This window comes from Catenuloplanes sp. NPDC051500 (genome assembly GCF_044454585.1).
Lineage (GTDB): Bacteria > Actinomycetota > Actinomycetes > Mycobacteriales > Micromonosporaceae > Catenuloplanes.
The window spans coordinates 61,437-80,584 of record NZ_JBITDX010000025.1; the positions used below are offsets into that span (position 1 = coordinate 61,437).

Below are 19,148 nucleotides of genomic sequence, written 5' to 3' on the forward strand. Positions count from 1 at the left end.
GGTTAACGTTCGGCGGCTAGGGTGACGACCATGCTTGAGGAAGAACGCAAGTACGAGGTCGCGCCGGAATTCGACCTGCCCGACCTGAGTGGCGCGCTGCCCTCGGGCGGGCGGGTCGTCGCCAAGGAACCCAAGATCCTGACCGCCACCTACTTCGACACCGAGGACCTGCGGCTGGCCCGGGCCGGCGTCTCGCTTCGCTTCCGTAAGGGCGACGACGAGCCGTGGACCGTCAAGCTGCCGGCGGACGTGCCCGGCACCCGGCACGAGATCTCCCGGCCCGGCCGTAAGGCGAAGACGCCGCCGGAGGAGATGGCCGCACTCGTCACGCCGTACTCGCGCGGCGAAGGGCTGAACCCGGCCGTGGTGGTCCGCAGCGCACGGCGGGCGTACCTGCTGCAGGCCGAGGACGGCACCATACTGGCCGAACTGGACGACGACACGGTCGAGGTGCTTGACGGCACCAAGGTCCGGTCCACGTTCCGCGAGGTCGAGGTGGAACGCGCGGACGGCGACACCGCGCTGCTCGACGAGATCGAGGCGGTGCTGGTCAAGGCCGGCGCGACGGCCGGCACGTTCACGCCCAAGCACGCCCGCGCGATGGGCGCGGCCGCCAGCGCGGCGCCGGACCTGGTGCCGCCCGGCCCGCTCTCCGACACGCCGACCGCCGGTGACGTGGTGACCTCCGCGATCCGGGACGGCATCGGCCGCATCCTGGCCCACGACCCGCTGGTCCGGCTCGGCGAACCACTGCCGAACGGCGACACGGCCGTGCACCAGATGCGGGTCGGCTGCCGGCGACTCCGCAGCGACCTGCGCACGTTCGGCGCGCTCGTGGACCCGGCCTGGTCCCGCCGGCTCCGCGACGAACTCGGCTGGATCGCCGGCGTGCTCGGCGCGGCCCGCGACGCCGAGGTGCTGCGCGACCGGCTGCGCAAGACCGCGGCGCTCGACCCGCTGGCGCCGCTTCCCGCCAAGGCCGTGAACCGGCTCGACGCCCGGCTGGTCAAGCGGCAGGACAAGGCGCTTGCCACGCTTGACGCGGCGCTGCGCACGCCGCGTTACCGCGCGCTTGTCGACCTGCTCGTGGAGGCCGCCCGCGAACCGCAGCTCTCCCCCGCCGCCGACGGCCCCGCGCGCGAGGTGCTGCCCCGGCTGGTCTCCCAGCCGTGGAACGTGCTTGTCAACGGCGGCAAGGGTACGGCCGGCGCGGCCGAGCTGCACGCCGGCGACTCGGACGAGCGCTGGCACGGCGTGCGGATCAACGGCAAGCGGGCGCGGTACGCCGTCGAGGCGGTCGCACCCGTGCTCGGCGGCCAGGCCGCCGCGCTCGGCAAGGCGCTCTCCAAGGTGCAGAACCTGCTCGGCGAGCACCAGGACGCGGCGATGGCCGCGGACACCTGGCTGCACCTCTCCGCCGAGAAGCCGGAGGACCACGACATGGCGGTGACCGCCGGCCGGCTGGCCGAGCGGGAGCGCGCGATCATCCACGCGGTCCGCGGCGCGTTCCCCGCCGCCTGGGAGACCGCGGCGCACCCCAAGAAGACCGCTTGGCTCCGCTGAAGACCGTGCGCGCGGCCGGCGGCGTCCTGTGGCGCCCGGCCGCGAACGGGCCGGAGATCTGCCTGATCCACCGCCCGAAGTACGACGACTGGTCGCTGCCGAAGGGCAAACTCGACCCGGGCGAGCACCCGCTCACCGCGGCCGTGCGCGAGGTGTGCGAGGAGACGGCCGTGCAGGCCGTCCCCCAGGTGCGGCTGCCCGCCATCCGGTACGAGACCCGGGACGCGGCCAAACTCGTGGAGTACTGGTCGATGCGCCCCCGCCCGGACCTGCCCCCCGCCCGGTTCACACCGAACTCGGAGGTCGACGACCTGCGCTGGCTGCCGGTGCCGGAGGCGCGCAAGCTGCTCAGCTACCCGCACGACGGCACGGTGGTGGACGCGTTCGCCGGCCTGGACCAGGTCACCACAGTGCTCGCCGTGGTCCGGCACGGGCACGCCGGCCGCCGCGAGGACTGGCCCGGCGCGGACTCGGCCCGGCCGCTCGACGAGGCGGGCGGGGCGGAGGCCCGGGAGCTGGCGGAGCTGGCCGCGCACATCGGCCCGCAACGGCTGATCTCCGCGTCGCCCCGGCGGTGCCAGCAGACGCTGACCCCGCTGGCCGCCACCGTGGACCTGCCGATCGAGGTGGACGCGTCGTTCGACGAGCCGCGCTCCGGCGAGACCCCGGCGGCCCGGCACGCGGTCGCGGCGGAGCGGATCCGGACGCTTGCCGCAGCCGGGGAGCCCGCAGTGGTCTGCAGCCAAGGCAAGATTATTCCGGATGCGCTCTGCCAGGTGGCCGGGCACGGCACGCCCCGCGACTTCCACAGTCCGAAGGGCACCGGCTGGCTGCTCGCGTTCGCGGGCGAACGGCTGATCGGCTACGACCGGCTGCTGCCGTCCGACTCCCGCGTGGTCCAGGCCTCGTCCCGCTCCTGACGCCCGGCCGGCCTGTCGTGTCCCGACGACGGGCCGGCCGTGCCGTGTCCCGACGACGGGCTGAGCCTGTCGTGTCCCGACGACGGGCCGGCCGTGCCGTGTCCCGTTGGCCGCCTCCGGACTTGCGCGGCGTCTCGACCCGGCTGAGGCCGCCCGAGACCGACGAATACTCCGCGCCCCCTGCCCGAGGCCGGATCCGGCCTCCCAGCCGGTCTACGTGCGGATGAGCGCGGCTGGACGCGGCGACTCCGGCGGAGGCGTCTATCAACGGCGGGTCCACGCGGGCGCTCGGCGGCGCGGTGACCCAGACCCGGGCGGCGTGCCTGGGTCGCGGATCCGCTGCCTGCCACCCGTACCCCCGCGGCGCTTGTGATGTCTGTGGTGTTCAAGGCGGTGCGCACGACCCGCGACCCGCTCGGCGTGGTGGTCCGGGTGTTCCAGGAGGGACATTCGGCCTCGCCGCAGCCCGGCATCCCACGTCGGCACAGCGCCTGGGCCCGTCCGGCGGCGCGGGCCACCTGGTACGCCGAGGGCGCCTCACCATCGTGGGTGAGGCGCCCTCGGCGTTTCCCTGAATGCGGGCCGCTGCTGTGTCAGCGCTTCTTGGCGACCGTCTTCTTCGCAGCCGGCGCCTTCTTCGCCGCCGACTTCGTCGCGGTCGTGCTCTTCGTCGCCGCGGACTTCTTGGCCGGGGTGGCCGCCGCGGTCTTCTTCGCCGCGGTGGCGGTGGTCTTCTTCGCCGCCGGCGCCGTCTTGGCCGCGGTGGCCGTCTTGGTCGCCGTCGCCTTGGTGGCGGTCGCCTTCGCGGCGGTGGCGGTAGCGGTGGCGGGGGCGGCCTTGGTGGCGGTCGCCTTCGTCGCTGCGGTCTTCTTCGCCGCGGGCGTGGTGGTCTTCGCCGCGGTCGCCTTGGTGGCGGTCGCCTTCGCAGCCGGTGCGGATTTCGCCGCGGTGGCCTTGGTGGCGGTCGACTTGGCGGCCGTGGCGGTGGTCTTCTTGGCGGCGGCCACCTTCGGCACCTTGCCGCTGGCGACCAGCTCCTTGAAGCCGGCGCCGGGCCGGAAGGCCGGGACGGACGTCTTCTTCACCTTCACCGCCTCGCCGGTACGCGGGTTGCGGGCTGTTCGTGCGCCACGCACGCGCTTCTCGAAGACTCCGAAGCCGGTGATCGCGACGCGGTCGCCCTTGGTGACCGCGTTCTGGACCTCCGCGAGAACCGCGTCCAGTGCCGCCGTCGCCGTCTTCTTGTCTCCCAGGCGAGCCGCGAGCGCCTCGATGAGCTCGGCCTTGTTCACGAGATTTCCCTCCCGATGAAGCGATTGGACTGTTACACAATGATTCTGCGCGCACGGTATGCCCTGGGAGCAGCAGATACAAACATCCGTGGGAAAAAAGTCCTTGTGTCGCAACGGAATCACCCCCGCGAGCCCCTCTATGCCGGGCTGAAGCGCCCTGACGGCAACGATTCGAGGTGCTCGCGGGGGTGAGAATCCCGCTGTTATCGGGGTTTCCGCCGACTGGTTCCGGCGCGTACCCGAGGCCGAACTCAGCCCTGACCGATACCCGACTCGGCCAGGGAAGGCTTGAAGGAAGGGCGATCCGCCTCGTACGCGGCGATCGCGTCCTGGTGCCGCAGCGTCAGGCCGATGTCGTCAAGACCCTCCATCAGGCGCCAGCGGCTGAAGTCGTCCATCGGGAACGACCAGACGTCGTCGCCGGCCCGCACCTGCCGCTCGGCCAGGTCGACAACGATCTGCGCGGCCGGGTCCCGTTCGGCCAGGTCCCACAACCGTTCGACGGCGGCCTGGTCCAACTCGACCGGAAGCAGCCCTTCCTTGAGCGAGTTGCCGCGGAAGATGTCGCCGAAGCGGGGCGAGATGACGGCGCGGAATCCCCAGTTGTGCAGCGCCCACACCGCGTGTTCGCGCGACGAGCCGGTGCCGAAGTCCGGCCCTGCAACGAGAATCGACGCCGACGAATAGGCGGGATTGTTCATCACGAATGCCGGGTCCTCGCGCCAGGCGCTGAAGAGACCGTCCTCGAACCCGGTCCGCGTCACCCTCTTCAGGTACACCGCGGGAATGATCTGATCCGTATCCACATTGGAGCGCCGCAGCGGAACCGCGGAGCCGGTGTGCACGGTGAACTTTTCCATGTGTGCTCCTTCGACTACAGGTCGGCGGGAGCGGCCAGGCGCCCCTTGACGGCGGTGGCGGCGGCAACCGGCGGCGACACCAGATGCGTGCGCCCGCCCTTGCCCTGCCGGCCCTCGAAGTTCCGGTTGGACGTCGACGCCGAGCGCTCACCGGGCTTCAACGTGTCCGGGTTCATGCCCAGACACATGGAACAGCCCGCGAAACGCCACTCCGCGCCCGCCTCCGTGAAGACCTTGTCCAGCCCCTCCGCCTCGGCCGCCTCCCGCACCTTCGCGGAGCCGGGGACGATCATCATGCGCACACCGTCGTGGACCCGGTGCCCCTGCAGCACCTCGGCCGCGGCGCGAAGGTCCTCCAGTCGCCCGTTCGTGCACGAGCCAACGAACACAACGTCCACCGGGATCTCGCGTAACGGGGTGCCGGGAGTGAGGTCCATGTACTCAAGCGCCCGCTCGGCCGCGGCCCGCTCGTTCTCACCGGCGAAGTCGTCGGGGCTCGGCACCACGCCGCTCAGCGCCACACCCTGGCCGGGGTTGGTCCCCCAGGTCACGAACGGGGTGATCGCGGCCGCATCAAGGATCACCTCGGTGTCGAAGACCGCACCGTCGTCGGTGGCCAGGCTCCGCCAGTAGTCGACCGCCTCGATCCAGGAGGTGCCGGTCGGCGCGTACTGCCGGGTCCGCAGGTACTCGAACGTGGTCTCGTCCGGCGCGATCATGCCGGCCTTGGCGCCCCACTCGATGGACATGTTGCAGATGGTCATCCGGCCCTCCATGGAGAGCTTGCGGATGGCCTCGCCGCGGTACTCCACGATGTGGCCACGGCCGCCGCCGGTACCGACCTGGGTGATCAACGCCAGCACCAGGTCCTTCGCCGTGACGCCGGGCTTGAGGTCGCCCACCACTGTCACGGCCATCGTCTTCGGCCGGGCCTGCGGCAGCGTCTGGGTGGCGAGCACGTGCTCGACCTCGCTTGTACCGATGCCGAACGCCAGCGCGCCGAACGCGCCGTGCGTGGCCGTGTGCGAGTCGCCGCAGACCATCGTCAGGCCGGGCTGGGTCAGGCCGAGCTGCGGCCCGATCACGTGCACGATGCCCTGCTGCTCGTGGCCGAGCGGGTGCAGCCGCACCCCGAACTCCGCACAGTTCTTGCGGAGCGTCTCGATCTGCGTGCGCGAGGTCGGGTCGAGGATCGTCATCAGGTCGCCGCGCCGGGCGTTGAAGGACGTGTCGTCGTACCCCGTCGGGGTGTTGTGGTCCTCTGTCGCCAGCGTGAGGTCGGGACGCCGCACCTGGCGCCCGGCGAGACGCAGTCCATCGAACGCCTGCGGGCTGGTCACCTCGTGCAGGAGATGGAGGTCGATGAATAGCAGATCGGGCTCACCCTCGGCGGATCGCACCACGTGGGCGTCCCAGACCTTCTCGGCCAGGGTCCGCGGAGAAGCGGGTTGTGGATTGGCTCCCACCATCTGGACATCCTAAATTCTGGGAGGTATGTTTCGGCTTGTGGGACACAGTATGAGCGGTGTCGGCGTTCTCGACAAGGCGGTGGTCATCCTGGCCGCCTGTGTCGACGGCGCCAGCCTGGCCGAACTCGTCGAGCGCACCAAACTGCCAAGGGCTACGGCACACAGGTTGGCGCAGGCGTTGGAAATCCACCGGATGCTGGTCCGTGACACCCAGGGCCGCTGGCGCCCCGGGCCGCGACTCGGCGAACTCGCCAACGCCGCACCCGACGTACTGCTCACCGCCGCCGAGCCCCTGATGGCCGCGCTGCGCGACGCGACAGGCGAAAGCGCCCAGCTCTACCTGCGCCGCGCGGACGAACGCCTCTGCGTCGCCGCCGCCGAACGCGCAAGCGGCCTGCGGGACACCGTGCCCGTCGGCTCCGTGCTCCCGATGACGGCCGGCTCCGCCGCACAGATCCTGCTGGCCTGGGAACCGCCGGAGGCCGTGATGCCGCTGCTGCCCCGCTGCAAGTTCACCGGCCGCACCCTGGCCGAGGTCCGCCGCCGCGGCTGGGCACAGAGCGTGGCCGAGCGCGAAGCCGGCGTGGCAAGCGTCTCCGCGCCGATCCGCGACCGCACCGGACGGGTCATCGCCGCGGTAAGCATCTCCGGCCCGATCGAGCGACTCGGCCGCCGGCCGGGCGACCGGCACGCGATGGCCGTGGTCCGGGCAGGCCAGCGGCTCTCCGGACTCTGATTTCCTCCGCCGCCCACGTCGTTCATTCCGGCGACGTGGGCGGCGTCTCGCCACATTTGGCTGACAAACACCGCTGCGCGGAAATGGCATTTTCCCGCTTCCGTCGTGGTCCGGCCCGCACGCTCCCGCGGGCACCGGTCGGCCCCGAGGGGGCCTCCCTTCCGGTCTCCGGGTGCTCCTGACCTTCTTCCACCCTGGGCGGTCCGATGCCGCAGCCCGCTGAATCACGCACTTTCGGGCGCGACGCACCTCGGCCGGTCCGTGGGGGCGGGCCTCGACCGCAAAAGTCGGTAGTGGCCCGACTAGCTCGGCGATGCATCCCGAAGGTCAGTACGTCCCGCGGGTCAGATCAGGAGCGGCATGCTCCGCACCCCACCCCGGCACCGGAAATGTCATCTCATAAGCACCTGGCCGCCGGAGTAGCCAAGGAGGGTCAAGATCCTTGTTTTGCTCACGGTCCTTTCCCAGCGGCGCAAAGGACCATGAGCAAAACAAGGATCTTGAATCCCGCATAGCGGAAGATCCATCTCCGGTCGACGGGCTCAACGGTCTCGCCGGACATAGACCCTGAGCCCTAAATCTCAGCAACGCCCACCTGCATCTGCGCCCTGCCCGCCGGACCAGGCAGAAGTGCATCCGCACCGGCCACAGGCCTACGGCCCGACCCGGTCCACTCCAAGATCAAAATATGCTGAGCAGCAGTGGGCACCGATCGGCCCCGCGAGGGCCTTCCTTCCGGTCCCCGGTGCTCCCGCCCACAAGCCCGGCCTCCTTCCGCGATGGGCGATCCGACTCCGCCGGAGCGCCGTCCCGAAGCCCGTCACATCGTCGAGCTGCGAACCTCCGACGCTGTCGCGCCAGCGGCGGCCAGCGCTTGCGGTCCCAGTTCGACGGTCGCGAACCGGCACCGAACGGAGGCCTCGCGCGGTTCCGATAGGCCGATGCTGTTGCGGGAACACGGGTGTGGCGCGGCTACCGCATCAGCGGCGCGCAGCCAGGGCGGCAACGGCCGGGACAATCCCAAGAACCGACACGAAAGCCGGAAGCCTCGCAGGTGATTCCGCCAGGTCAGGGCTTTACGGGAACGCCGGTGCGGCGCGAATACCGCAGCAGCAGCGGCAGCCGAGGCAGTCGCAAGAACCGCCACCGAAGCCAGAAGCCTCGCGGAGGGCCCGGCAGGTCAGGGCCCTTGCGGAAACGCGGGTGCGGCGCAGTTACCACGTCAGCGACGGCCAGCCAGGGGTAGCGACGGCCAGGCGATCGCAAGAACCGCCACCGAAGCCAGAAGCCTCGCGGAGGCCCCGGTAGCCCAGGGCCCTTGCGGAAACGCGCATGCGGCGCGACTACCACGTCAGCGGCCGCCGGCCAGGGCAGCGACGGCCGAGGCAGTCGCAAGAACCGGCACCGAAGCCAAAAGCCTCGCGGAGGCCCGGCAGCTCAGGGCCCTTCCGGAAACGCGCATGCAGCGCGACTGCCGCGTCAGCGGCGGCCAGCCAGGGCAGCAACGGCCGGGGTGGTCGCAAGAACCGGCACCGAAGCCGGTTCAGACTCCTACGGAAGGCCGTCTAGGGCACGGCTGCCGCCTCAGCGGCGGTCGGCCGGGACGGTCCCAGCTGGGCGGTCGCAAGAACCGGCACCGAAGCCGGAAGCCTCGCGGGTGGTTCCGTAGGTCGGGACTCTTACGGAAGCGCCGATGGGCGTGGCTACCGCGTCAACTGCACCCGACGGCGTCAGCTGCGGCTTGCGCGGCTGGTGGCACCGGCACCGGCGCCGAAGCTGGACTGTCGCGGAGATGTCGCTGATCTCGGCTTTGCGATTCGCTGGAGCTGGAGCTGGAGCCGGAACCCAAGCGGGCCGGGCGCCTCGCGCTCCCGAATTTCTACATTTCGCGTCCTCTGTCGCCAGAATTCGTTGCTGCGCCTACGGCGCTGGCTTCACCCACGATGCCCGGCGCAATAGGGGACCCACGGTGCCCGGCACCCGGCGCGCGCCGACGCACGCTGGTCTGGCGACCTTGCCGGCTTCCTGGGACAGACGGCGAGACCTCCGCTTGCCAGCTTTCGCACGCTCTTCGCGCATATAGATCACTCGGAAGGTTCCGCTGCGGCGTGTCACCTCTTCGCGCGGAGGGCTGGGGTGAGATCCCGGCCGCACAGCGCTCAGATCTGCGGATCGCCCGCGACGCCGCCCGAAATCTGGGAATCGGCGTTCATCTCTCGGGATGCAAGATCCTTGCGGCTCTGGTGGCCCTTATCGGACAGAAATAAGGGCCACCAGAGCCGCAAGGATCTTGAGACCTCACCTCGAGCAGGTGGCGGGTGAGGTTTTATCCGACATATCGGATGAGGTGGTGCTCGACCGTCAAGATGCGGACTGAGACGATCCCGGAGGGCCTCGATCGGCTTGCCCACTGTGGGACTTCCGGCATCGAAGCCGGCCTTGGGAGCCAATGACGCTGTGACGGCCCAGCAGCCCGCCGCTGAGGCGGCAGCCGCGTCCTACACGGCCCTCCGCAAGAGCCCTGACCCCTCGGGACCACGCGCAAGGCTTCCGGCTTCAGTGCCGGTTCTTACGACCGCCCAGCTGGGACCGCCCCGCGCGACTGGCATTGACGTGGTAGCCGCGCCCCATCCGCGCTTCGCAACAGCCCTGACCTGCCGGAACCACCGGCGAGAACTCCGGCTTCGATGCCAGTTCTTGCGACCACCCGACCGCTGCCGCCCCGACCAACTGCGATTGACGCCGTAGCCGCGCCCCATCCGCGCTTCGCAACAGCCCCGACCAACCGGAACCACCGGCGAGAACTCCGGCTTCGATGCCGGTTCTTGCGACCACCCGGCTGGAACCCGCCCCACTCGGCTGCCATTGACGTGGTGGCCGCGCCCTACCCATGCTCCCGCAAGAGCCCGGACCTGCCGGAACCACCGGCGAGAACTCCGGCTTCGATGCCAGTTCTTGCGACCGCCCAGCTGGAACCCGCCCCGCCCAACCGCCACTGACGCGGCAGCCGCGCCACACCCCCACTCCGCAACAGCCCTGACTAACCGGAACCACCGGCGAAACTTCCGGCTTCGATGCCGGTACTTGCGACCGCCCCGGCCGCCGCGGACGTGGTAATCGCGCCGCGCACCCGCGTTCCCGCAAGGGTCCTGAGCTGCCGGGTCCTCTCGCGAGGCTTCTGGCTTTCGGTGCGGGTTCTTGCGACTGCCCTGCCGCCACTGCCCCCGGCGGCCGCCGCTGCCCCGGCCGGCCGCGCTGACGTGGTAGTCGCCCCGCACCGCGCTCCCGCAACAGCCCGACCCACCGGAACCACCCCCGAGACCTCAGGCGCCGGCGCTGATTCTTGCGACCGCCAAGCGGAGACCGCCCTGCCGCTGACGTGGCAGCCGCACGGTGTCGGTCGCCGCGAGAGCGCTACGGCGGCGTCGGATCACCAAGGCGGAAGGAGGCCGGGAGGGAGCACCCGGGGACCGGAAGGGAGGCCCCCTGGGGGCCGACCGGTGCCCGCGGGAGCGTGCGGGCCGGGCCACGACGGGAGCGGGAAAATGATCTGCCGGGTGTGATCGCTCTTGCGGCGTCCGGGGGAGGAAATTGTGGGAACTGGCATCGGGCCGGCGCGCGGTCGGGAAATATGGGACAAAGGAAGAAGCCCGCCTCGCTGCTGCGAGACGGGCTTCGTCTGTAGTCCCGATGGGATTCGAACCCACGCTACCGCCTTGAGAGGGCGGCGTCCTGGGCCACTAGACGACGGGACCTCGGACATGCTTTGTGTTACTTGATCTTGCGCTTTCCATCTTACCAGGCCTCCGAGTTGGCTACTCGGCCGGTCTGTCTTGCCTCGTCGCCTTCAGGAAGCAACGGTGTGGAACCTTACCAGATCCAGCACCGCCGCCCTGTCGGGCGACAACGCTGGGGTACCAGGACTCGAACCTAGACTAACTGAACCAGAATCAGTTGGGCTGCCAATTACCCCATACCCCATCGGCACTGCTTGCAGCGCCGGAAAGAACTTTACCTGAACCCATGTTGCCCGCCAAATCGGGCCACCGCCCGGCGTTTGGACATATCGCCGGGCGGGGCTCCGACCCTGGTCAGCGCGATGCGACCGGGTTGATCAGCTCGCCGATGCCCTCGACGCGGACGGTGACGACATCACCGTCCGTGATGGTGGAGACGCCGGCCGGCGTGCCGGTGAGGATGAGGTCGCCGGGAAGCAGCGACATCACGTGCGAGACGTAGGACACCAGGGACGGCACGTCGAAGATCATGTCCTTGGTACGGCCCAGCTGGCGGACCTCGGGGACCTCGTTGCCGCGGCCCACCTCGCAGCGGACCTCCAGGTCCGACACGTCCAGCCGGGTCTCGATCCACGGCCCGACCGGGCAGAACGAGTCGAAGCCCTTCGCGCGGGTGAACTGCACGTCCTTCTTCTGCAGGTCGCGGGCCGTGACGTCGTTCGCGCAGGTGTAGCCGAAGATCACCTTTTCGGCGTCCTTGCGGTCGATCCGGCTGACCGGGCCGGTACCGCCGATCACGATGGCCAGCTCGGCCTCGTGCTCGACCTGCTGGGACTGCACGGGAAGCCGGATCGTGTCGTTCGGGCCGATCACCGAGGACGACGGCTTCAGGAACATCAGCGGCTCCTTGGGAACCGCGTTGCCCAGCTCGGCGGCGTGATCGGCGTAGTTGCGGCCGATGCCGATCACCTTGCTGGAGAAGATCGGGGCGAGCAGGTGGACGTCGGGCAGGGCCCACCGGCGGTTGGTGAACGTCACCGGTTCGAAGGGCGTCCGGTCGATCTCGGCGACGGTCAGTCCGGCGAGGCCGGCACCGGCCTCGCCCTCGACCACTCCGAACGACACACCACCGGCGTGAACGAAACGAGCAAAGCGCATGCCTGGAACTCTAAATCTCCAGCTTGAAACCGACGTGGCTGGGCGCGAAGCCGAGCCGCTCGTAGAAGCGATGCGCGTCACGGCGGACCGCGTTCGAGGTCAGCTGCACCAGATCGCAGCCCTGCTCCTTCGCCTCCCCGATCACCCAGCGCATCAGCTCCTCGCCCAGCCCCTGCCCCCGCCGGCCCGACGCGATCCGCACCGCTTCCACGAGTCCCCGCGTCCTCCCCCGCTGCGACAACCCCGGAATCACGGTGAGCTGCACCGTGCCCACGATCACACCGTCGACCTCCGCCACGGCCAGCAGTTGCGCCGGATCCCGGTCCAGAACCTCAAACGCGCGGCGGTACGGCGTGAGGTCCGCCACCGACTCCCGCCCCCGGCCCAGTCCGTCATCCGCAAGCAACTCCACGATCGCCGGAAGGTCGGCCGCCACGGCCCGTCTCATCTGCATGCGCACCATCGTCCTACGCTTGGCCCATGCCCCTTCTCGACGAGCAGACCTGGCGCGCCCGCCAGGCAGCCCACGAGGCGCGCGTCGATGCCTGGATCGTGCCCCACCTGGAGCGCCGCCGCCGGGGCATCAAACACCCGGTGCTGGACTTCCTCTTCTCGTACTACTCGCACCGCCCGGCGCGGCTGCGGCACTGGCAGCCCGGCGCCGGCGTGGTCCTGGAGAACGGGCCCGCGTTCGACGCGGAGGCGTTTCTGGCGAAGCGCGGGGAGTCGGTTGCCTGGATCCGCGGGCTGCTCGCGGCGACCGCGGGCCGGACCGCGCACTACGGCTGCTTCGGCATGCACGAGTGGGCGATGGTCTACCGGCAGACGCAGGACGAGGTGCGGCACAACGCGTGGCCGCTGCGGCTCTCACCTGACGACACGGCGGCGGTGGTCGAGGAGCGGGGCGTGCGGTGCAGCCACTTCGACGCCTTCCGGTTCTTCACCGGGCCGGCCCGGCCGCTGAACCTGTTGCAGCCCAGCCGCGAGCGCCAGTCCGAGCTGGAACAGCCCGGCTGTCTGCACGCGAACATGGACGTCTACAAGTGGGCGTACAAGCTCGGCCCGCTCGTCGAGTCAGAACTGGTCGCGGACGCGTTCGCGCTGGCCTACGACATCCGCAGCCTGGACATGCGGGCCAGCCCGTACGACCTGGCCGACCTGGGCTATCCGCCGGTGCGGGTGGAGACGCCTGAGGGCCGCGCCGAGTACGCCGCCGCCCAGCGTGGGTTCACCGAACGCGCCCGGCCGTTGCGGGCCCGCCTGATCGATGCCATAGACGCGTTGCCGCGCTTTTAACACGGCCGCCGAGCACCTGGGCCGGAATTGCGGAGAACGGTCCGAAGGGCCAGTCTTCAGGAAATCCCTCAGCCCGGGAATAGGGCGGACTTTACATTTCCCCAAGGGACGTCGACGCGATTCTGCGCGATGCGTTCATTGCCTTCATGATGCAGACAAAAAGTCATCGCAATGAGGGCCGAGGGGGTATTCCAATGCATTCCATCATTGCGGCAGCCGGGACTGCGACAGTCCTGCTGCTCGGGGGGTCCTCGGCGGGCCCCGTCACCGAGCGTGCCGCAGCACGACCGCCAGGGGCAGTCTCCGCGACAGTGGTGTCCGCCGGCGGGTCCGGGTGCCCGGGGCGCCCCGTGATCACGGCACAGGGCACGAAGGATCCGGCCACGTTCTCCCTCCAGGGCCCGGGCGTCACCGCGCGGGCCGGCGGCTCGGCGACGATCGCCGACCGCAGCAGGTTCTGCCAGCTCGTGATCTCCGTCCGTGCGGCCCGGGGATGGACCTGGACGCTCGGCAGGGTCGAGCAGAGCGGTCGCGCGCAACTGGCGAGCGGCGCGGTCGGCACGGCCCGGTTCAGCTTCTACTGGTCCGGCGATCCGAAGACCGGGACCTACGCCAAGAGCCTGAAGGGCCCGCGTGACACGGCGTGGACCGCGGCCGACTCGATCGGCATCAAGCGGGTCGGCTGGGCGCCCTGCGGCTCGGCCGCGAACCTCAACATCAAGACCGAGGTGTCGGTTCGTTCCGGCGCGGACCGGAGCCGGATCAGCACCATGTCGGTGGGCGGTCCGGGAAATGCTCCGGCCGCCTACCGGGTGTCCTGGAGAAGCTGCTGATCCGACGTTCCGGAACAGCGGAACGTGGGCGGCGAATAGGCAAGGAAACGATTATCTCGTAAAGGCTCATCCGCCGGGTTCCACCCGCCGGACACATGATGGGAATTCACAATGCGCAAGGCTCTACTGGCCACCGGCCTGTCACTCACGATGCTCGGCCTCCTGCCCGCCCCGGCCGCGAGCGCGGCCACCGGGCCCGACCAGTTCACGGTGCAGGCCGTCGAGGCCGGCGGATCGGGTTGCCCGGCGGGCTCGACGACGGTGATCACCGCGGGCGACAACCTGTTCACGGTCATCTACGACGACTTCTACGCCTGGGACGGCCCGGGCTCGAAGCCAAAGGACCGCGAGAAGTTCTGCCAGCTCAACATCGACGTCGACGTCCCCCCGGGCCTCACGTACACGATCGTGGGAATCACCCACCGCGGCTCCGCGGACGTGGTGCAGGACGCATCGGCCTACCAGCGGGCCTCCTACTACTGGACCGGTGAGTCGAGCGGCGCAATCGCCCAGAGCGACCTCGACGGCCCGTTCAATGGGCCCTGGACGTTCGAGGACGTCCTCCAGAAGGTCAACCTGGAACCCCACCCGTGTGGTTCGACGGCGCGACTCAACGCCAAGCTCGAGCTCGGCGTGAAGGCCAACACGCCGAAGGCGAAGAAGCAGGAGAGCAGCATCTTCCAGCACACGACCGACGGCAAGTTCAAGACCACGTTCCAGCTCAAGTGGCTGGACTGCTGACCGGACGCCTCGCCTGACCCAGACCGCCGCCGCGGGCCGATGACACGGCCTGCGGCGGCGGCACCGGTGCGGGTCTTCGCTCGTGCGGCCACGGATCGTGCAGGGAGGAGCGCCAGCGACGACCGTTGCCCGCGGGAGCATGCGGACCGCACCCCGGCGAAAGCGGGAAATCTGCTTCTTCTGTTGTGGGTTTCTTATAGATTGACTTCGATGGTTTGCCGCGCGTAACGTTCGGCGCGGACACCGAGGGGTCTGCCACCCGAGGATCGGCCCGGCGCATCGCCGTGCCGCGAATTCTCGACCGAGAGGCAGACCATGCGACGCCGCACCATCCTGACCGCCGCCGCGGCCACCCCGCTCGCACTCGCGCTCCCCGGGGCGGCGCGTGCCGCCGACCCCGCTCCCACCGGATTCGCCTCGCTGGGTAGCGGTACCACAGGTGGCGCGGGCGGCCCCACGGTCACGGCGACGAACGCGGACCAGTTTCTTGAGTACATCGACACGGTCGGGCCGTTGATCATCCGGGTTAACGGGCTGATCGAGATCACCAGCAAGCAGGGGGTACGCCCGAACAAGACGATCATCGGCGTCGGGACCGGCGGGCACATCGACGGCGGCGGGCTGGACTTCTACAGGTCGTCAAACGTGATCGTGCGGAACCTGCTCTTCACGAACGCGGAGGATGACGCGGTAAACGTCGGGCAGGAGTCGCACCACATCTGGATCGACCACAACACGTTCCGCGGTGCGGTGGACGGGTCGGTCGACATCGTCCGCGGCGCCGACTTCGTCACCGTCAGCTGGAATCACTTCGACCACTCGGACAAATCCATGCTGATCAGCCACTCGGACGGCGCGGCGAGCACTGACGTGGGCCACCTGAAGGTCAGCATCCACCACAACTGGTTCGACAACAGCGTCCAGCGGCACCCGCGGGTCCGGTTCGGCGAGCCGGTGCACGTCTACAACAACTACTTCCTGAACAACGCGTCGTACGGCGCCGCCTCCACCGAGAACGCCGGGCTGGTCGTCGAGGGCAACTACTTCGAGAATGTGCCGCATCCGCTCTACTCCGCGAGCGGGTACGCCGATTCCGGCCCCGGCCGGGCGGTGGCGCGAAACAACGTCCTTGTGAACTCCGGCACGCCCGAGGTCGCCGGCACTGTGGTCGAACCGTCCACCTACTACGTGTACACGCTTGACGCGCCCTCGTCCGTGCCGTCCCTGGTCCGGGCCGGCGCCGGCTACGGCCGGATCTGACACACCGTTCGGGTGGTACGCCCTGCGCGTACCACCCCCTCTCCCGGCGGACGGCGGTGAATACTGGGAAGCTGCTCCGACTGTGAGAGGGAGGCTGCGTGCTGTCTGCAAACCCGCCCGGTGAGACCACGACCGGGTACCCGTGGCCCATCGAGACCACCCGGCTCGGCAACGGACTACGGGTGGTGGTCAGCGAGGACCCGTCCGCGCCCGTGGTCGCCGTCAACCTCTGGTACGACGTCGGCTCCCGCCACGAGCCGGACGGCCAGACCGGTTTCGCCCACCTCTTCGAGCACCTGATGTTCGAGGGGTCCGCGCACGTGGCGAAGACCGAGCACATGAAGCTGATCCAGGGCTCCGGCGGCTCGCTCAACGCGACCACCAACCCGGACCGCACCAACTACTTCGAGACCGTGCCGGCCGAGCACCTGGAGCTCGCGCTCTGGCTTGAGGCGGACCGGATGGGCGGCCTGGTCCCGGCGCTCACCCAGGAGACGCTCGACAACCAGCGCGAGGTGGTGAAGAACGAGCGCCGCCAGCGGTACGAGAACGTGCCGTATGGCGACGCCTGGCTGCGCCTGCTGCCGCTGCTCTACCCGGCCGGCCACCCGTACCACCACTCGACGATCGGCTCGATGGAGGATCTGAACGCGGCGGACCTGGCCACGTTCCAGGCGTTCCACACCACCTACTACCGGCCGAACAACGCGGTCCTGACAGTGGTCGGCGACACCAGCGCGGCAGAGGTGTTCGCGCTCGCGGAGAAGTACTTCGGCGCGATCGAGTCCGGTGAGATCCCGCCGCCGCCGGAGTCCGCGCTGCCCGGCGCCCTGACCGAGCCGGCCCGCGAGGTCGTCCGCTCGGACGTGCCCGCGCCGCGCTTCTACCTGTCGCACCGCACCGCGCCGTTCGGCACCCGCGACTACGACGTGATCACCGTGCTGGCCGGCATCCTCGGCAACGGCCGCGGCAGCCGGCTCTACCAGCGGCTCGTCGAGCGTGACCGGCTCGCCCAGCCGGACAACATCGGCGCGTACGGCGTGGACCTGGCCTACGCGCCCGCGCCGATCATCATCTCGGCCACCGCGAAGGACGGCGTCGACGCGGACACGCTTGAGGCCGGCCTGACCGCCGTGCTGTCCGAACTGGCCGCGGGCGACATCACGGTCGATGAGATCGAGCGGGCGAAGGCGCTGCTCACCACGCAGTGGTGGCGGCAGGTGTCCACCGCGGGCGGGCGCTCCGACCTGCTCGGCCGGTACGCGACCCAGCTCGGCGACCCGGCGCGGATCGGCGATCAGCTGCCGTCCTGGCTGTCCGTGTCGCTGTCCGAGCTGCAGGCCGCGGCCGCCGCGCTGCTGACCGCGCAGAGCCGGGTCACGCTTGTCTACCTGCCTTCCGACGCCGCTGAGGAGAACGACAAGTGACGCTGGTTTCCGACCGGCCCGGCACCGGCGCGCCGCGGCCGTACACGTTCCCCCGGATCGTCCGCCGGGACATCGCCGGTGGCCGCGTGATCGCCGCCCACCTGCCCGGCCAGGCTCTCTCGGTCGCGACGCTGCTGCTCGACGGCGGCGCCGGGCACGAGCCGGCCGGCCGCGAAGGGCTCGCATCAGTCGTGGCGAAGGCGCTTGAGGAGGGCACCGCGACGTGCGATGCCACCGCGTACGCGCTGGCGCTGGAGGGTTTGGGTGCGGAGCTGTCCAGCTCTGCCGACTGGGACACGTTCATGGTCGGCACGTCCGCGCCCGCACATCTGCTGCCGCGCGCGCTGGAACTGGTCGCGGAGGCGGCCCGCACGCCCGCACTGCGCCCGGCGGACGTGGAGCGGGTCCGCGACGACGAGGTCACCGGCCTGAAGATGGACTGGGCCTCCCCCGGCCCGCGTGCGGACGCGGCGCTGCGGGCCGACCTGTTCGGCGCCGGCCACCGCTACGGCCGCCCGCTGCACGGCGACCCCACCTCGGTCGCGGCCGTGACAGTGGACGACGTGACCGCGTTCCACAGCACCTGGCTGACCCGGCCCGGCGTGCTTGTCGTCGTCGGCGACCTGGACGTGCTCGACCTGGACGCGCTGGCCGCGACCGCGTTCGCCGGGACCACGCCGTCCGGCATCGAGACGACCGGCCCGCTCGACGTGCCGATCTCGGACACCCGGAAGATCATCCTGGTGGACCGGCCCGGCTCGGTGCAGTCCACATTGCGGCTCGGCCACCGGGCGCCGCACCGCGCCCACCCGGACTACGTGCCGATGACGCTCACCGGCACCGTGCTCGGCGGCGCGTTCACCTCCCGGCTGAACCACCTGATCCGGGAGGTACGCGGCTACACGTACGGCATCCGCGGCGACTTCGGCCTGGCCCGGCGCTTCGGCCGGCTGCTGATCAGCGCGGGCGTGCAGACGAAGTTCACCGCGCCCGCGCTTATCGACACGATCGGCGAGATGAGCCGCACCCAGACCGGGGGCGTGACCGAGGACGAGCTGGCGGTGGCACGTTCCTGGCGCGCCGGCCAGCTCTCGGTGGAGATGCAGACGCCGGGCGCGATCGCCGGCGCGCTTGCCACGCTGATCGTGCACGGCCTGCCGGACGACTACTACCCGCACCTGCGCGAGTCGCTGCTCTCCGCCACAGTCGACGAGGTCTCCGCCGCCGCGGCCACGCACCTGCACCCGCGCGGCCTGACCATGGTGGTCGAGGGCGACGCCGCCCTCATCCGCGACGACCTGGCAGCCACCGGCCTCGGCGAGGTAGTGGACGCCTGATCACCCGGAAGGGTGGGGACCGTGTCCGGTTCCCACCCTTTTGCGGGCGGCTCACAGCGGTCTCACAGCATGGCTTCACCACAGGCGCAGCCTCATACGGCAAGGTCCGCTCATGGGCAGACGGCGGGGACAGGTCCGATGACCGGCGCTTCGGGGCGCGTGCTCGTCGCCGACGACGACGCCAACATCCGCCAACTGCTCTCGATGACGCTTCGCGCGGCCGGCTTCGAGGTCGTCACCGCCCCCGACGGCCCCCGCGCGGTCGCCACCGCCGCCACCGTCCACCCCGACGTGGTGGTCCTCGACGTGATGATGCCCGGCAAGAACGGCTTCGACGTCGCCGACGAGATGCGCGCCTCCCCCGAGCCACCAGCGGTCCTGTTCCTCACCGCCCGGGACAGCACGGACAACCGCCGCCGGGCCGCCGAGGTCTCGGCCGACTACATGACCAAGCCTTTCGCGCTGGCTGACCTGGTCGCCCACGTACGCGCCCTGACACGCTGACCGCCCGTGCGGCGC

The 19,148-nt window shown here is 70.2% G+C and carries 15 protein-coding genes and 2 tRNA genes; 10 read left to right on the forward strand and 7 right to left on the reverse strand.

Going from position 1 to position 19,148, the window contains the following annotated elements; translation table 11 throughout:
- The first annotated feature begins 30 nt into the window (after positions 1-30).
- Both ACIA8K_RS34970 and ACIA8K_RS34975 read left to right on the forward strand, forming a co-directional pair.
- Positions 31-1,563 (forward strand): CHAD domain-containing protein, encoded by a 1,533-nt coding sequence (locus ACIA8K_RS34970; protein ID WP_396067223.1) that lies wholly within the window; start codon positions 31-33, stop codon positions 1,561-1,563.
- Entirely contained in the window at positions 1,551-2,483 is a 933-nt protein-coding gene (locus ACIA8K_RS34975; RefSeq protein ID WP_396067225.1) for an NUDIX domain-containing protein, read from the forward strand. The genes ACIA8K_RS34970 and ACIA8K_RS34975 overlap by 13 nt, the downstream gene beginning before the upstream one ends.
- Before the next feature lie 593 nt (positions 2,484-3,076).
- On the opposite strand, the gene ACIA8K_RS34980 is transcribed toward ACIA8K_RS34975, so the two are convergent.
- The 3 genes from ACIA8K_RS34980 to leuC all read right to left on the reverse strand — a co-directional run bounded on the left by ACIA8K_RS34980 (position 3,077) and on the right by leuC (position 6,104).
- Entirely contained in the window at positions 3,077-3,775 is a 699-nt protein-coding gene (locus ACIA8K_RS34980; RefSeq protein WP_396067227.1) for an HU family DNA-binding protein, read from the reverse strand.
- 251 nt (positions 3,776-4,026) lie between these two features.
- Positions 4,027-4,635 (reverse strand): 3-isopropylmalate dehydratase small subunit, encoded by a 609-nt coding sequence (leuD, locus tag ACIA8K_RS34985; protein WP_396067229.1) that lies wholly within the window; start codon positions 4,633-4,635, stop codon positions 4,027-4,029.
- A 14-nt stretch (positions 4,636-4,649) separates the two neighbouring features.
- Positions 4,650-6,104, reverse strand: coding sequence for a 3-isopropylmalate dehydratase large subunit (gene leuC, locus ACIA8K_RS34990; protein ID WP_396067232.1), 1,455 nt, complete (start codon positions 6,102-6,104; stop codon positions 4,650-4,652).
- Between the two features lie 49 nt (positions 6,105-6,153).
- Between leuC and ACIA8K_RS34995 the strand changes: the two genes are divergently transcribed.
- Entirely contained in the window at positions 6,154-6,840 is a 687-nt protein-coding gene (locus ACIA8K_RS34995; RefSeq protein WP_033343917.1) for an IclR family transcriptional regulator, read from the forward strand.
- A gap of 3,682 nt (positions 6,841-10,522) precedes the next feature.
- Here ACIA8K_RS34995 and ACIA8K_RS35000 read toward each other — a convergent pair.
- From ACIA8K_RS35000 to ACIA8K_RS35015, 4 genes are all read right to left on the reverse strand, one after another.
- Positions 10,523-10,595 (reverse strand) — tRNA-Glu (locus tag ACIA8K_RS35000).
- A 154-nt stretch (positions 10,596-10,749) separates the two neighbouring features.
- Positions 10,750-10,821 (reverse strand) — tRNA-Gln (locus ACIA8K_RS35005).
- Positions 10,822-10,931: 110 nt separating this feature from the next.
- Entirely contained in the window at positions 10,932-11,735 is an 804-nt protein-coding gene (locus ACIA8K_RS35010) for a fumarylacetoacetate hydrolase family protein (protein WP_396067234.1), read from the reverse strand.
- A 10-nt stretch (positions 11,736-11,745) separates the two neighbouring features.
- Positions 11,746-12,198 carry a GNAT family N-acetyltransferase gene (locus tag ACIA8K_RS35015; RefSeq protein ID WP_396067237.1) on the reverse strand — a complete coding sequence of 151 codons (453 nt, stop codon included), beginning with the start codon at positions 12,196-12,198 and terminating at the stop codon, positions 11,746-11,748.
- Positions 12,199-12,215: 17 nt separating this feature from the next.
- Here ACIA8K_RS35015 and ACIA8K_RS35020 point away from each other — a divergent pair, with 17 nt between their 5' ends.
- From ACIA8K_RS35020 to ACIA8K_RS35050, 7 genes are all read left to right on the forward strand, one after another.
- Positions 12,216-13,031, forward strand: a complete 816-nt coding sequence (locus ACIA8K_RS35020) for a 3-methyladenine DNA glycosylase (protein WP_396067239.1) — start codon at positions 12,216-12,218, stop codon at positions 13,029-13,031.
- A 194-nt stretch (positions 13,032-13,225) separates the two neighbouring features.
- Positions 13,226-13,864, forward strand: a complete 639-nt coding sequence (locus tag ACIA8K_RS35025) for a DUF4360 domain-containing protein (protein WP_396067241.1) — start codon at positions 13,226-13,228, stop codon at positions 13,862-13,864.
- Positions 13,865-13,975: 111 nt separating this feature from the next.
- On the forward strand, positions 13,976-14,605 hold the full coding sequence (locus ACIA8K_RS35030; protein WP_396067243.1) for a DUF4360 domain-containing protein: 630 nt from the start codon (positions 13,976-13,978) through the stop codon (positions 14,603-14,605).
- 315 nt (positions 14,606-14,920) lie between these two features.
- The gene (locus tag ACIA8K_RS35035) at positions 14,921-15,865 is read left to right on the forward strand and encodes a polysaccharide lyase family 1 protein (protein ID WP_396067245.1); all 945 of its coding nucleotides are present in this window, start codon (positions 14,921-14,923) and stop codon (positions 15,863-15,865) included.
- A 101-nt stretch (positions 15,866-15,966) separates the two neighbouring features.
- The gene (locus tag ACIA8K_RS35040) at positions 15,967-17,292 is read left to right on the forward strand and encodes a M16 family metallopeptidase (protein WP_396067320.1); all 1,326 of its coding nucleotides are present in this window, start codon (positions 15,967-15,969) and stop codon (positions 17,290-17,292) included.
- Positions 17,289-18,629, forward strand: coding sequence for a M16 family metallopeptidase (locus tag ACIA8K_RS35045; protein WP_396067247.1), 1,341 nt, complete (start codon positions 17,289-17,291; stop codon positions 18,627-18,629). Before ACIA8K_RS35040 ends, ACIA8K_RS35045 begins: the two co-directional genes overlap by 4 nt.
- Before the next feature lie 138 nt (positions 18,630-18,767).
- A complete protein-coding gene (locus ACIA8K_RS35050) occupies positions 18,768-19,133 on the forward strand; it encodes a response regulator transcription factor (RefSeq protein WP_396067249.1) in 366 nt (121 codons plus the stop codon).
- Positions 19,134-19,148 lie beyond the last annotated feature (15 nt).

Coding starts and splice junctions, on each gene's coding strand:
- ACIA8K_RS35050 (WP_396067249.1), top strand. CDS start 18,768: ATGACCGGCGCTTCGGGGCGCGTGCTCGTCGCCGACGACGACGCCAAC.
- ACIA8K_RS35020 (WP_396067239.1), top strand. CDS start 12,216: ATGCCCCTTCTCGACGAGCAGACCTGGCGCGCCCGCCAGGCAGCCCAC.
- ACIA8K_RS35035 (WP_396067245.1), top strand. CDS start 14,921: ATGCGACGCCGCACCATCCTGACCGCCGCCGCGGCCACCCCGCTCGCA.
- leuD (WP_396067229.1), bottom strand. CDS start 4,635: ATGGAAAAGTTCACCGTGCACACCGGCTCCGCGGTTCCGCTGCGGCGC.
- leuC (WP_396067232.1), bottom strand. CDS start 6,104: ATGGTGGGAGCCAATCCACAACCCGCTTCTCCGCGGACCCTGGCCGAG.
- ACIA8K_RS35010 (WP_396067234.1), bottom strand. CDS start 11,735: ATGCGCTTTGCTCGTTTCGTTCACGCCGGTGGTGTGTCGTTCGGAGTG.
- ACIA8K_RS35025 (WP_396067241.1), top strand. CDS start 13,226: ATGCATTCCATCATTGCGGCAGCCGGGACTGCGACAGTCCTGCTGCTC.
- ACIA8K_RS34970 (WP_396067223.1), top strand. CDS start 31: ATGCTTGAGGAAGAACGCAAGTACGAGGTCGCGCCGGAATTCGACCTG.
- ACIA8K_RS35015 (WP_396067237.1), bottom strand. CDS start 12,198: ATGGTGCGCATGCAGATGAGACGGGCCGTGGCGGCCGACCTTCCGGCG.
- ACIA8K_RS34995 (WP_033343917.1), top strand. CDS start 6,154: ATGAGCGGTGTCGGCGTTCTCGACAAGGCGGTGGTCATCCTGGCCGCC.
- ACIA8K_RS35030 (WP_396067243.1), top strand. CDS start 13,976: ATGCGCAAGGCTCTACTGGCCACCGGCCTGTCACTCACGATGCTCGGC.